Here is a 12,472-nt window from a genome sequence, read left to right as displayed (position 1 = left end):
GGATATCCCCTAAGTTGAAAGCCGGTGAGGCAAAAACAAGCGGCCATTGTAGCGGCCAGTCGTCCACTTATCCACATGCAGGTTGCCCGGTGGACATGATTTATCAATGCGTTAAACGCGAAAAAGGCGACCGACGGTGTGTGCATAAGCTCTGTGGATAACCCTATCTGAGCACACTGGACAACTGGGGGTGAAAGTCGGTGGATAACCAGCCTGTGGATAACTACCCATTCCACACACAGGTTATCCGACAGCGCAGCACAGGCTGAACACGGTTTTCCACTGTAGTTGTCATTCTCTGTACATCGCTTGAAACAAGGCCTTGAACCAGTTATCCACAGAGAAGGGCGTGCCTAGCTTTTACAAGCTTTACAGAAAAGCTTTAAATAATTCCCTTCTTTATTTTTATCTCTGGCAAACGGGTAATCAGGTCCTGGACGCTCCGAAGATCTATTTATAAGGAAACGTTGGTTGGAAATTGACCTATTGGCTTGCTTTCTCTAGAATCCCCGGTCTCTTAAAACGGGGGCCATTCCGGCCCGTTGTGGACGAACCAGGTAACACGACATGAAACGTACTTTCCAACCAAGCACTATCAAACGCGCTCGTACCCACGGTTTCCGTGCTCGCATGGCTACCAAGAACGGTCGTGCCGTACTGTCGCGTCGTCGCGCCAAAGGCCGCGCACGTCTGGCAGTTTGATAATCCGGCACTGGAGGTGAGTCAGGACTTCAGTCGGGAAAAGCGTCTGCTTACACCCCGGCATTTCAAGGCAGTCTTTGACTCCCCTACCGGCAAGGTTCCGGGGAAAAATCTCCTGCTCCTTGCGCGCAACAACGATCTCGATCACCCCCGTCTCGGGCTGGTTATCGGGAAAAAGAGCGTCAAGCTCTCCGTCGAGCGCAATCGCCTCAAACGTCTTATGCGCGAATCGTTTCGCCTGCACCAGGATTCACTGGTCGGCTGGGACATCGTTATCGTCGCGCGCAAAGGTTTGGGTGACGTAGAAAACCCCGAATTGATTCAGCATTTCGGCAAACTCTGGAAACGTCTGGCACGCAGCAAGCCGGTACCAGCAGTCAAAACCGAAACTGTAGGGGTAGACAGTCCAGATGCGTAAACTGGCACTCGTTCCGATCCAGTTTTATCGCTACGCCATTAGTCCCCTGATGGCCAGTCACTGTCGTTTCTACCCCAGTTGTTCTTGCTACGCGTATGAAGCCATCGAAAATCATGGCCTTCTGCGCGGTGGCTGGCTGGCCTTTCGTCGTTTAGGTCGCTGTCATCCGTGGAATCCCGGTGGTTATGACCCGGTTCCACCTATCCCTACCTCCCGTTCTTCTTCGATGGCCGAGTAATCATGGATATCAAACGCACGATCCTGATCGTCGCCCTGGCAATCGTGTCCTACGTCATGGTCCTTAAATGGAACCAGGACTATGGCCAGGCTGCCCTGCCGACTCAGAATGTTGCTTCCAGTACGACTACATCCGGTTTGCCGGACACCGCCACTGGCAATAATGCTGCCAGTGACGATATTCCGCGTGCCGCAAGCGATACCAGCGCACCTGCCGAAACGCCGGTCGCCGTCAGCAAGGATCTGATCCAGATCAAGACCGACGTGCTCGATCTCGCGATTGATCCACAAGGTGGCGATGTTGCTCAGCTGACCTTGCCGCTGTATCCACGTCGGCAGGATCGTCCGGACGTTCCGTTCCAGCTGTTCGACAACGGTGGCGAACGTACTTATCTGGCACAGAGCGGTCTGATTGGCACCAATGGTCCGGATGCAAACCCGGCCGGTCGTCCGATCTACTCCTCGGAGAAGAAGACTTATCAACTGGCTGAAGGTCAGGACCAACTGGTCGTCGACCTGAAGTTCAGCAAGGACGGCGTCAATTACATCAAGCGTTTCACTCTGAAACGTGGCCTGTATGACGTGACCGTGACCTATCTGATCGACAACCAGAGCGCTCAGCCCTGGTCCGGTTCGATGTTCGCCCAGCTGAAACGCGACGCCAGCGCCGATCCTTCGTCCACAACTGCTACCGGTACCGCGACTTACCTGGGCGCCGCCCTGTGGACAAGTTCCGAGCCGTACAAGAAAGTGTCCATGAAGGACATGGACAAGGCTTCCCTCAAGGAAACCGTCACCGGTGGCTGGGTAGCCTGGCTGCAACACTACTTTGTGACTGCATGGGTTGCTCCGAAGGGCGAAAACAACATCGTCCAGACCCGTAAAGACAGCAAAGGCAATTACATCATCGGTTACACCGGTCCTTCGCTGACCGCTGCGCCGGGTGCGAAAGTCGAGACCAGCGCTGTTCTTTACGCCGGTCCGAAAAGCCAGGCGGTGCTGAAAGAGTTGTCCCCAGGTCTGGAACTGACTGTCGACTACGGCATTCTGTGGTTCATTGCCCAGCCAATTTTCTGGCTGCTGCAACATATCCACAGCATCGTCGGCAACTGGGGCTGGTCGATCATCTTCCTGACCATGCTGATCAAAGGGATTTTCTTCCCTCTGTCGGCCGCCAGCTACAAGTCGATGGCTCGCATGCGCGCCGTGGCGCCGAAACTGGCCGCACTGAAAGAGCAACATGGCGATGACCGGCAGAAAATGTCGCAAGCCATGATGGAGCTGTACAAGAAAGAGAAGATCAATCCGCTGGGTGGCTGCTTGCCGATCCTGGTGCAGATGCCGGTTTTCCTTTCGCTGTACTGGGTTCTGCTGGAAAGCGTGGAAATGCGCCAGGCGCCGTTCATGCTGTGGATTACCGACCTGTCGATCAAGGATCCGTTCTTCATCCTGCCGATCATCATGGGCGCGACCATGTTCATCCAGCAGCGTCTGAACCCTACACCTCCGGATCCGATGCAGGCCAAGGTGATGAAAATGATGCCGATCATCTTCACCTTCTTCTTCCTGTGGTTCCCGGCGGGTCTGGTGCTGTACTGGGTTGTGAACAACTGCCTGTCGATTGCCCAACAGTGGTACATCACGCGTAAGATCGAAGCGGCGACGAAAAAAGCCGAGGCGTAACTTACTCTGTGGATAACACCACTCAAAACGCCCCCTAGTGGGGCGTTTTGCTATCTGCCATTTTTGTCTGGATACCGGTTTATGAGCGCACCTCGTGAAACCATCGCAGCCGTCGCCACTGCTCAGGGCCGTGGCGGCGTGGGCATCGTTCGAATTTCCGGGCCGCTGGCCAGCGTTGCGGCCAAAGCCATCAGCGGTCGTGAACTGAAACCACGGTTTGCCCACTACGGCCCGTTCTTCAGTGACGACCAACAGGTGCTGGATGAAGGTCTGGCGCTGTATTTCCCCGGGCCGAACTCGTTCACCGGCGAAGACGTGCTGGAACTGCAGGGCCATGGCGGCCCTATCGTCCTCGACATGTTGCTCAAGCGCTGTCTGGAATTGGGCTGCCGTCTGGCTCGCCCGGGTGAATTCAGCGAAAGAGCATTCCTCAATGACAAACTCGACCTGGCTCAGGCCGAGGCGATTGCCGACCTGATCGAGGCCAGTTCTGCACAGGCTGCGCGTAACGCCTTGCGTTCGTTGCAAGGAGCATTTTCCCAGCGTGTGCATAACCTCACCGAACAGCTGATCGGTTTGCGGATCTATGTCGAAGCGGCTATCGACTTCCCGGAAGAAGAAATCGACTTCCTTGCCGATGGCCACGTGCTGAGCATGCTCGACAAGGTTCGTCACGAGTTATCCACCGTATTGCGCGAAGCCGGGCAGGGCGCTTTGCTACGCGACGGCATGACCGTGGTGATTGCCGGTCGTCCGAATGCCGGAAAGTCCAGTCTGCTCAACGCACTGGCCGGTCGCGAAGCCGCGATCGTGACCGAAATCGCCGGCACCACCCGGGATATTCTGCGCGAACATATCCACATCGACGGCATGCCGCTGCATGTTGTGGATACTGCCGGCCTGCGTGATACCGATGACCATGTGGAAAAGATCGGCGTTGAACGAGCGTTGAAAGCGATCGGCGAGGCTGACCGAGTGCTGCTGGTAGTTGATGCGACTGCACCCGAGGCCGCCGATCCATTCGCCCTGTGGCCGGAATTCCTCGAAACCCGGCCCGATCCTGCGAAAGTCACGCTGATCCGTAACAAAGCGGATCTCACGGGCGAACCCATTGCTCTGGAAGTCAGTGACGATGGCCATGTGACGATCAGCCTGAGCGCCAAATCCGCCGGTGAGGGGCTGGATCTGCTGCGTGATCACCTCAAGGCCTGCATGGGCTATGAACAAACGTCGGAAAGCAGTTTCAGTGCACGTCGCCGGCATCTGGAGGCCTTGCGCCACGCCAGTGCGGCACTGGAACACGGTCGTGCCCAGCTGACGCTGGCAGGCGCCGGCGAATTGCTCGCAGAGGATTTACGTCAGGCCCAGCACTCTCTGGGTGAAATCACCGGGGCCTTCAGTTCCGACGATCTGCTGGGAAGGATTTTTTCCAGTTTCTGTATCGGCAAATGACAAAAGGGGCTGTGGACACTTTATCCACAGCCCCTTTTCCGTCTTACCAGTTATAGGAAACCGTACCGAGCAAGGTGCGATCCTCGCCCCAATAGCAGCGGCCGGCATCGTTGCATCCCGACACATATTCCTTGTCAAAAAGGTTCTTCGCATTCAGGTCGACGCTCCAGTGCGTATCGATCTGATAACCGATCGCCGCATCCACCAATGTCACATCACCGGCGTCCAGTTTTCCGTACAGGGAGGGCGAGGTATAGGCGAATGCACTGTCGAAGTAACGCACACCACCACCCAGGTACACCCCTTTCAGATCGCCATCAAGGAAGCGGTATTTCGCCCACACCGAGGCCTGATTACGCGGCACGCCGGTCATCTGGTGGCCTTTGACCAGGGACGTCGCTGCATCTTTGGTGATTCGCGCGTCGGTATAGGTATAGGCCGCGGTGACATTCAGGTTCTGCGTCAGATTGCTGTTGAGTTCAAGTTCCACGCCTTTGGAGCGGCTTTCGCCTACCTGACGGTAGCTCGACGTAGTGCCATCAAAGTAAGTGTCGTCCTTTTTGCGCAGGTCATACACCGACGCGGTGAACGCGGTGTCCCAGCCGATCGGTTCGTACTTGAGCCCCACTTCATACTGACTGCTGGTGATCGGATCGAGTGGCGCACCGGCGTTGGAAATCTGTTGCACCGGCACGAACGAGGTGGAATAGCTGACATAAGGCGTCATGCCGTTGTCGAACTGGTACATCACACCGCCCTGATAGGTGAACTTCTTGTCCTGCGAACTGATATCGCTGGATTTGGCCACCTTGTCGCGGAAATCACTGTCGACCCAGTCCTGACGGCCACCGAGCAGGAACAGCCAACGGTCGTATTTGCTCTGGAGCTGTGCATAAACGCCTTTCATCTGTTGCTCGAGCAGCGTGTTTTGCACCGCGATCGGCGTGGTTGGATCGCGCAGATAGACGGGGTTATACACATCAACCGACCCGACCAGCCCTGCATTCCAGTCTTGATTGAAGGAAGTACGGTCATAGCTGGCGCCGAACAGCACCGTATTTTCCAGACCACCGACCTGGAATTTTCCTTCCAGTTGGTTATCCAGCGAATACACCATCGACTTATTGAAGCGATCGTAGGCGGTCATGTTCAGACGCGTGCCGAACCCGGCATTGTTAAGGTTGCCCGGCCAGGTCTCATGTCGGGTAATGCGCGACTGCATGTAGCGAGAATTCTGACGGAACTGCCAGTCATCGTTGAACGAGTGGCTGAATTCGTAGCCAGTGCTCCAGGTTTCCCTTTCGAAGGTGTTCCAGTCAGGGTCGCCGAGCATGGTGCCTTTGGATAACTTTCCATTGGGGTTTGTCAGCAGGGTGCCGGCGGCAGGCAGTCCAAGTTCCATGTTGGTGTGATCCTTCTGGTAGTTGGCCAGAAGGGTCAGGGTGTTGAAATCATCAAAATTCAGGGTCAGGGATGGTGCGATGTAGATCCGGTCATCCGGGACATGATCGGTCTGGGTGTCCGACTTGCGCCCGAGCATCACCACCCGGCCGAGAATGTTGCCGCTGTCGTTGAGCGGGCCGGAGACATCGACGCCGATCTGTCGGCGATTGTTCGAGCCATAGCCCAGTTGCACTTCACCCTGGGGTACAGCGGTAGGACGTTTACTCACCAGATTCACCAGTCCGCCCGGTGCGTTTTCCCCATAGAGCAGCGAAGACGGACCGCGGAAAATCTCGACTCGCTCAAGTCCGTAAGGCTCGGTGCTGGTGTCATAACGGTTGCCCTGTACGCGCAGTCCATCACGCAACAGACCGTAGCCATAATCGGTGGCGTTGAAACCGCGAATATAGAACAGATCCCCGGCCAGACTGTCGCCGGCGGCAAACGGTGGCGCGAAGATCCCCGGGACGTAGCCAAGTACTTCGGTCAGTGTCTGAGATTTCTGGTCCTTCATGCGTTGGGCGGTCACGACTGACACCGAACGTGGTGTTTCCGACAAAGGTGTACTGGTTTTCGTACCGACTCGGCTGTTCTGCGCCTTGTAACCGACGTCGGTGGCGTAATCCAGGTTCATCGGGTTCGCCAACTGCCCATTGATATTGGTTGGTGCCAGCTCCAGTGAATCGCCGTCTGGCAGCGCCTGTAAAACATAACTGCCCGGTGCCTGCGACACGGCTTGCAAACCCGAACCCTGCAGGAGTTGGGCGAATCCTTGTTCCACGCTGAAATTGCCGTTCAGCCCGGGGCTGCGCAAACGGCTGGTCTGTTGCGGCGAGAACGACAGAATCACATTCGCGGCAGAGGCGAACTGGCTCAGGGCATTGTCCAGCGGGCCGGCAGCAATGGCGTAGCGTTGGGCCGTTGTCGCAGCGAAGGCGTCATGAGTGATGACCAGACAGGAAGTAACGCTGGTCATCAGTAAGCTGTAGGCAAAGCATTGGTAGGAAAAACGCTGACGGAACGCGGGAAGATGCATATGTGGATAAGCCCTGAAGGTGGCAAAGAGTCGCGTTTATCGCGATTTCTTGTAGGGCCGGGTCAGGGCAAAAAAAGATAACCTTGTTTGCATTTATTTTCCGCCCGAGCTTTTTTTGCTCAGGCGTCATGACTGATTGAAACCCAGTAACGAGTGAAGTACCGGACGTTGATCGGTAACGAGGCCTGGAGGTTGGCCAGCACTGCGTCGGTAGAATCGAGGCGAAAGGTGCCGGAAACCCGAAGATCCCCGGCACGGGACTCGCAATGCAGAACACCGCTGCGATAACGCCCCAACGCTTCGATCACCTCGCTCAACCGCGCATCGAGCACGATCAGCTGGCCGTTGGTCCACGCTACTTCCGAAAATGTGAAAGGGTGAATCAACCCGACGTGCCGACTGTCGAAGTCTGCGCCTTCGCCTGCATTCAGGATGATTGCGGCTTTCGACAGGTCTGCGGGCTGGACGCTGACCCGATCTTCCAGCACCCCCACGCGGGTAGAACCTGATAACTGATGTACGGAGAATCGGGTGCCCAGCGCTTGAATCCGTCCATCGCGGGTTTCGACGAAAAAAGGCCGCTGATCGCCGAGTCTGCCGGTTTGAATCAGGATCTCCCCCGAGCGCAAACGGATCGATCGCTGGGCTGCGTCAAAAGACACATCAATCGCTGTGCCAGTATTGAGTTGAATCTGGCTGCCATCGGCCAATGCAATGTTGCGGCGCTGGCCAACGCCGGTTTTATAGTCAGCCCAGACATTCCCAAGAGAAGTCCGCTGCTGGACATTCCAGCCAACGAAACCTGTCCCCGCGGCGAGCAACAACAGCTTCAACACCTGACGCCGTTGCTGACCGGTGTTCAGAGCTCGGCGCTTCAAATCCTGCGGCAGGGTGCCAAGTTGTCGCTGCAGTTGCACCATCTGGTTCCATGCCGCCAGATGCGTTGGATCGCTATCTATCCACAGCTGCCAGGCTTTCTGTTCGACGAGGGTCGGTGGGTCGGCCTGAAACTGCACGTACCAGCTGGCAGCGGTTTCGAAAACCTTGCGACTGGGTGCAATGGCCATCAACGCTGCGCCATGATCAGGGCACATTCCGTCAATGCGCGGATCATGTGCTTCTTCACTGTCGTCAGCGAAACCTTCAACTGTAGGGCGATCTGTTGATAAGTCAGGCCATCGATCTGCGAAAGCATGAAGATCCGTTGGGTACGCGCGCCCAGACCGGCCAGGGCTCTATCCACAGCGACCAGGGTTTCGATAATCAGTGCCCTGTCTTCTTCGCTGATGGCCGTGGCTTCAGGTCTGGCCGCGACGGTCTGCAAATAAGCGGCCTCGATCGCACGCCGTCTATAACGATCAATGACCAGACCACGTGCAACAGTTGCCAGGTAATCGCGCGGTTCGCGAATCTGTGCGGCATTGCGCGCGGCCAGAATCCGCACGAACGTGTCATGCGCGACATCGGCTGCATCGCAAGCGTCATTCAATTTGCCCTTGAGCCATCCATATAGCCACGAATGGTGTTGCTCGTAGATTTGCTCGATCGCAGCGTTATGGGCGGGTAGGGACATGGAAGCAACTGGCGAGTTAATGATAATAGCTATTATTAGCCTCTGTTACGTTCTCTCACAATAGCCCTGTCACTTCCCTTCATCGGCCTCTCCGCTGTCACCTGCCCCCAGAGGGGCGCTTTTATTGCGCCATGAAAAAGCCGTTTCGTCGATTTTCTGTGGATTAAGCCCTGTGAATAACTGCCGCTGAGGGCAGTTGATAACAGGGCCTGAAAACTGAACATAACTGCCTCTGTGGATAACCACCTCATTCATCCACAGGCTTACACCGGTTATCCAAGGGCCTCATGGCCACATGAGCACAGGGTTTTGAATCTCTGTACATATTGAAATTGAAGGTCTGCAGCAATCTATCCACAGAAATCATGGGCAGTAAGAATAAGCTTTAAAACAAAGGTTTTATAAATTTCTCTCTTTTTTATTCTTTTAACCGCGAGTTCTCCACAGCTGGTTAAATTTTGTGCAAAGGGTTCTTTAGGAAGGGCGAAGTCCCTATACTTGCCGACCAGGTCCAGAAACCTGATCTCAAACTATTCCTGAATTACCTACTTAAGCAGGCACGAGGTGCGTGGTGGATTTCCCTTCCCGTTTTGAAGTGATCGTCATCGGCGGCGGTCATGCCGGTACCGAGGCAGCACTGGCCTCAGCACGCATGGGTGCAAAAACCCTTCTGCTGACGCACAACGTGGAAACCCTCGGTGCCATGAGTTGCAACCCGGCCATCGGTGGCATCGGCAAAAGCCATCTGGTCAAGGAAATCGACGCCCTCGGCGGCGCGATGGCCATGGCCACCGATCTGGGCGGTATCCAGTTTCGCGTGTTGAACAGCCGCAAAGGCCCGGCCGTACGGGCGACCCGTGCGCAAGCCGACCGTATTCTTTACAAGGCCGCTGTCCGCGAAATTCTGGAAAACCAGCCGAACCTGTGGATATTTCAACAAGCCGCTGACGACCTGATCGTCGAGCAGGAACAAGTGCGCGGTGTCGTCACGCAAATGGGTCTGCGTTTCTTCGCCGATTCCGTGGTGCTGACCACCGGTACGTTCCTGGGCGGACTTATCCACATCGGTTTGCAGAATTTCTCCGGCGGTCGTGCCGGCGATCCACCGTCGATTGCCCTGGCGCATCGTCTGCGTGAGCTGCCGCTGCGCGTCGGCCGCCTGAAAACCGGTACGCCTCCGCGCATCGACGGCAAGTCTGTGGATTTCTCGGTGATGACCGAGCAGCCAGGCGATACGCCGATCCCGGTGATGTCGTTCATGGGCAACAAGGAACAACATCCACGGCAAGTCAGTTGCTGGATTACCCACACCAACGCCCGAACCCACGAAATCATTGCCGCGAACCTCGACCGTTCGCCGATGTATTCCGCAGCGGGTGAAATCGAAGGCGTCGGTCCGCGTTATTGCCCGTCGATCGAAGACAAGATCCACCGCTTTGCCGACAAGGAAAGCCATCAGGTGTTCATCGAGCCGGAAGGCCTGACCACCCATGAGCTGTATCCGAACGGGATATCCACAAGCCTGCCGTTCGACGTGCAATTGCAGATCGTGCAATCGATCCGCGGCATGGAAAACGCGCACATCGTGCGTCCGGGTTATGCAATCGAGTACGACTACTTCGACCCGCGCGACCTGAAGTACAGCCTGGAAACCAAAGTCATCGGCGGTTTGTTCTTCGCTGGCCAGATCAACGGCACCACCGGTTACGAAGAAGCCGGCGCCCAGGGTTTGCTGGCTGGCGCGAACGCTGCGCTGCGTGCGAAAGGCAAAGAAGCCTGGTGCCCGCGTCGCGATGAGGCGTACATCGGGGTATTGGTCGACGACCTGATCACCCTCGGTACCCAAGAGCCGTACCGCATGTTCACTTCCCGTGCCGAGTACCGCCTGATCCTGCGTGAGGACAACGCCGACCTGCGTCTGACCGAAAAAGGTCGCGAACTGGGTCTGGTCGATGACGCGCGCTGGGCGGCGTTCTGCAAGAAACGCGAAAGCATCGAACTCGAAGAGCAACGTCTGAAAAGCACCTGGGTTCGCCCGGGCACTCCGCAGGGCGATGCGATTGCGGAAAAATTCGGCACGCCGCTGACTCACGAATACAACTTGCTCAATCTCTTGAGCCGTCCGGAAATCGACTACGCTGGTCTGGTCGAAGTGACCGGGCAGGGCGCGGAAGACCCACAGGTCGCCGAACAGGTCGAGATCAAGACCAAATACGCCGGGTACATCGACCGTCAACAGGACGAAATCGCCCGTCTGCGTGCAAGCGAAGACACGAAACTGCCTGTGGATATCGATTACACCAACATTTCCGGTCTCTCCAAGGAGATCCAGAGCAAACTTGGCGCCACGCGTCCCGAGACGCTTGGCCAGGCTTCGCGGATCCCGGGCGTGACCCCGGCAGCGATTTCGCTGTTGATGATTCATTTGAAAAAACGCGGCGCGGGCCGTCAGTTGGAGCAAAGCGCTTGAGTTCTAAGGTCACTTCGCAACACGCCGAAGAGTTATCCACAGGAGCCCGCGCGCTCGGTGTCAATCTCACTGAAACCCAGCACGAATTGCTGCTGGGTTATCTGGCCCTGTTGATCAAATGGAACCAGGCCTACAACCTGACCGCCGTTCGCGATCCGGACGAAATGGTTTCCCGTCACTTGCTCGATAGTCTCAGCGTGATGTCGTTCATCGAAAACGGCTGCTGGCTGGATGTGGGCAGCGGCGGCGGCATGCCGGGGATCCCTTTGGCAATCCTGTACCCGGACTCGCAAGTGACCTGCCTGGACAGCAACGGCAAGAAAACCCGCTTCCTGACCCAGGTCAAACTCGAACTCAAACTGGATAACCTGCAAGTTATCCACAGTCGCGTCGAAGCGTTCCAGCCTGCACAGCCGTTCAACGGGATCATTTCCCGGGCGTTCAGCAGCATGGAGAATTTCACCAACTGGACTCGCCACCTCGGCGACGCCGATACGCGCTGGCTGGCAATGAAGGGCGTTCATCCGGCCGATGAGCTGGTAGCATTGCCGGCAGACTTCAAACTCGATAGCGAACACGCCCTGGCCGTACCCGGTTGCCAAGGCCAACGCCATCTGCTGATACTGCGCCGCACGGCATGATTGGGAACACAAGCAAGAATGGCTAAGGTATTCGCGATAGCGAACCAGAAGGGTGGTGTGGGCAAGACCACCACCTGCATCAACCTCGCAGCATCCCTGGTCGCGACCAAGCGCCGGGTGCTGTTGATCGATCTCGATCCACAGGGCAACGCCACCATGGGTAGCGGTGTGGATAAACATGGCCTGGAAAACTCGGTCTACGACCTGCTGATCGGCGAATGCGATCTGGCCCAGGCCATGCACTATTCGGAACACGGCGGTTATCAATTGCTGCCGGCTAACCGCGACCTGACGGCGGCCGAAGTGGTGCTGCTGGAAATGCAGATGAAGGAAAGCCGTCTGCGCAGCGCGCTGGCGCCGATCCGTGAAAACTACGATTACATCCTGATCGACTGCCCGCCGTCGCTGTCGATGCTCACGCTGAATGCACTGGTCGCCGCTGACGGAGTGATTATCCCCATGCAGTGCGAGTACTTCGCGCTTGAAGGCTTGAGCGACCTTGTGGATAACATCAAGCGCATAGCCGAACTGTTGAACCCGAACCTGAAAGTCGAAGGCCTGCTGCGGACCATGTACGACCCGCGTCTGAGCCTGATGAATGACGTTTCGGCCCAGCTCAAGGAGCACTTCGGCGATCAGCTGTACGACACGGTGATCCCGCGCAACATCCGCCTGGCCGAAGCCCCGAGCTACGGCATGCCGGCTCTGGCCTACGACAAGCAATCGCGTGGCGCGCTGGCCTATCTGGCCCTGGCGGGCGAGATGGTTCGCCGTCAGCGCAAAAATTCACGCATCGCCGCTGCCCAGCCAACTTAAG

At 56.7% G+C, this 12,472-nt stretch carries 11 protein-coding genes; 8 read left to right on the top strand and 3 right to left on the bottom strand.

Translation table 11 applies throughout. The features are described from left to right. Window positions 1-567: 567 nt before the first annotated feature. The 5 genes from rpmH to mnmE all read left to right on the top strand — a co-directional run bounded on the left by rpmH (window position 568) and on the right by mnmE (window position 4,492). Window positions 568-702, top strand: a complete 135-nt coding sequence (rpmH, locus tag IHQ43_RS29410) for a 50S ribosomal protein L34 (RefSeq protein ID WP_003213577.1) — start codon at window positions 568-570, stop codon at window positions 700-702. 16 nt (window positions 703-718) lie between these two features. Further along, complete coding sequence (rnpA, locus tag IHQ43_RS29405; RefSeq protein ID WP_208492426.1) at window positions 719-1,120, top strand: ribonuclease P protein component; 402 nt, start codon at window positions 719-721, stop codon at window positions 1,118-1,120. Continuing rightward, window positions 1,113-1,358, top strand: a complete 246-nt coding sequence (gene yidD, locus IHQ43_RS29400; RefSeq protein ID WP_080761984.1) for a membrane protein insertion efficiency factor YidD — start codon at window positions 1,113-1,115, stop codon at window positions 1,356-1,358. The genes rnpA and yidD overlap by 8 nt, the downstream gene beginning before the upstream one ends. Window positions 1,359-1,360: 2 nt before the next feature. Beyond that, window positions 1,361-3,040, top strand: coding sequence for a membrane protein insertase YidC (gene yidC / locus IHQ43_RS29395; protein WP_192562943.1), 1,680 nt, complete (start codon window positions 1,361-1,363; stop codon window positions 3,038-3,040). Between the two features lie 81 nt (window positions 3,041-3,121). After that, window positions 3,122-4,492, top strand: a complete 1,371-nt coding sequence (gene mnmE, locus IHQ43_RS29390) for a tRNA uridine-5-carboxymethylaminomethyl(34) synthesis GTPase MnmE (protein ID WP_192562942.1) — start codon at window positions 3,122-3,124, stop codon at window positions 4,490-4,492. A 43-nt stretch (window positions 4,493-4,535) separates the two neighbouring features. On the opposite strand, the gene IHQ43_RS29385 is transcribed toward mnmE, so the two are convergent. From IHQ43_RS29385 to IHQ43_RS29375, 3 genes are all read right to left on the bottom strand, one after another. Next, window positions 4,536-6,971, bottom strand: a complete 2,436-nt coding sequence (locus tag IHQ43_RS29385) for a TonB-dependent siderophore receptor (RefSeq protein WP_192562941.1) — start codon at window positions 6,969-6,971, stop codon at window positions 4,536-4,538. A gap of 119 nt (window positions 6,972-7,090) precedes the next feature. After that, complete coding sequence (locus IHQ43_RS29380) at window positions 7,091-8,038, bottom strand: FecR domain-containing protein (RefSeq protein ID WP_192562940.1); 948 nt, start codon at window positions 8,036-8,038, stop codon at window positions 7,091-7,093. Beyond that, window positions 8,038-8,544 (bottom strand): sigma-70 family RNA polymerase sigma factor, encoded by a 507-nt coding sequence (locus IHQ43_RS29375; protein WP_192562939.1) that lies wholly within the window; start codon window positions 8,542-8,544, stop codon window positions 8,038-8,040. The genes IHQ43_RS29380 and IHQ43_RS29375 overlap by 1 nt, the downstream gene beginning before the upstream one ends. Before the next feature lie 571 nt (window positions 8,545-9,115). Here IHQ43_RS29375 and mnmG point away from each other — a divergent pair. The 3 genes from mnmG to IHQ43_RS29360 are packed head-to-tail and all read left to right on the top strand — an operon-like array spanning window position 9,116 to window position 12,471. Further along, window positions 9,116-11,014 (top strand): tRNA uridine-5-carboxymethylaminomethyl(34) synthesis enzyme MnmG, encoded by a 1,899-nt coding sequence (gene mnmG, locus IHQ43_RS29370; RefSeq protein ID WP_192562938.1) that lies wholly within the window; start codon window positions 9,116-9,118, stop codon window positions 11,012-11,014. Further along, a complete protein-coding gene (gene rsmG, locus IHQ43_RS29365) occupies window positions 11,011-11,655 on the top strand; it encodes a 16S rRNA (guanine(527)-N(7))-methyltransferase RsmG (RefSeq protein WP_192562937.1) in 645 nt (214 codons plus the stop codon). The genes mnmG and rsmG overlap by 4 nt, the downstream gene beginning before the upstream one ends. Window positions 11,656-11,673: 18 nt before the next feature. Beyond that, window positions 11,674-12,471, top strand: coding sequence for a ParA family protein (locus IHQ43_RS29360; RefSeq protein WP_007954142.1), 798 nt, complete (start codon window positions 11,674-11,676; stop codon window positions 12,469-12,471). The last annotated feature ends 1 nt before the right edge of the window (window position 12,472 follow it).

It is taken from the genome of Pseudomonas gozinkensis (assembly GCF_014863585.1).
GTDB classification, from domain to species: domain Bacteria; phylum Pseudomonadota; class Gammaproteobacteria; order Pseudomonadales; family Pseudomonadaceae; genus Aquipseudomonas; species Aquipseudomonas gozinkensis.
Note: the sequence above shows the minus strand (reverse complement) of the source record. Positions and strands in the feature narration are given on the sequence as shown.

Excerpts from the sequence above, each read along its gene's own strand:
- IHQ43_RS29360 (WP_007954142.1), top strand. The coding sequence starts at position 11,674 with ATGGCTAAGGTATTCGCGATAGCGAACCAGAAGGGTGGTGTGGGCAAG.
- mnmE (WP_192562942.1), top strand. The coding sequence starts at position 3,122 with ATGAGCGCACCTCGTGAAACCATCGCAGCCGTCGCCACTGCTCAGGGC.
- IHQ43_RS29375 (WP_192562939.1), bottom strand. The coding sequence starts at position 8,544 with ATGTCCCTACCCGCCCATAACGCTGCGATCGAGCAAATCTACGAGCAA.
- IHQ43_RS29385 (WP_192562941.1), bottom strand. The coding sequence starts at position 6,971 with ATGCATCTTCCCGCGTTCCGTCAGCGTTTTTCCTACCAATGCTTTGCC.
- yidD (WP_080761984.1), top strand. The coding sequence starts at position 1,113 with ATGCGTAAACTGGCACTCGTTCCGATCCAGTTTTATCGCTACGCCATT.
- IHQ43_RS29380 (WP_192562940.1), bottom strand. The coding sequence starts at position 8,038 with ATGGCCATTGCACCCAGTCGCAAGGTTTTCGAAACCGCTGCCAGCTGG.
- rpmH (WP_003213577.1), top strand. The coding sequence starts at position 568 with ATGAAACGTACTTTCCAACCAAGCACTATCAAACGCGCTCGTACCCAC.
- yidC (WP_192562943.1), top strand. The coding sequence starts at position 1,361 with ATGGATATCAAACGCACGATCCTGATCGTCGCCCTGGCAATCGTGTCC.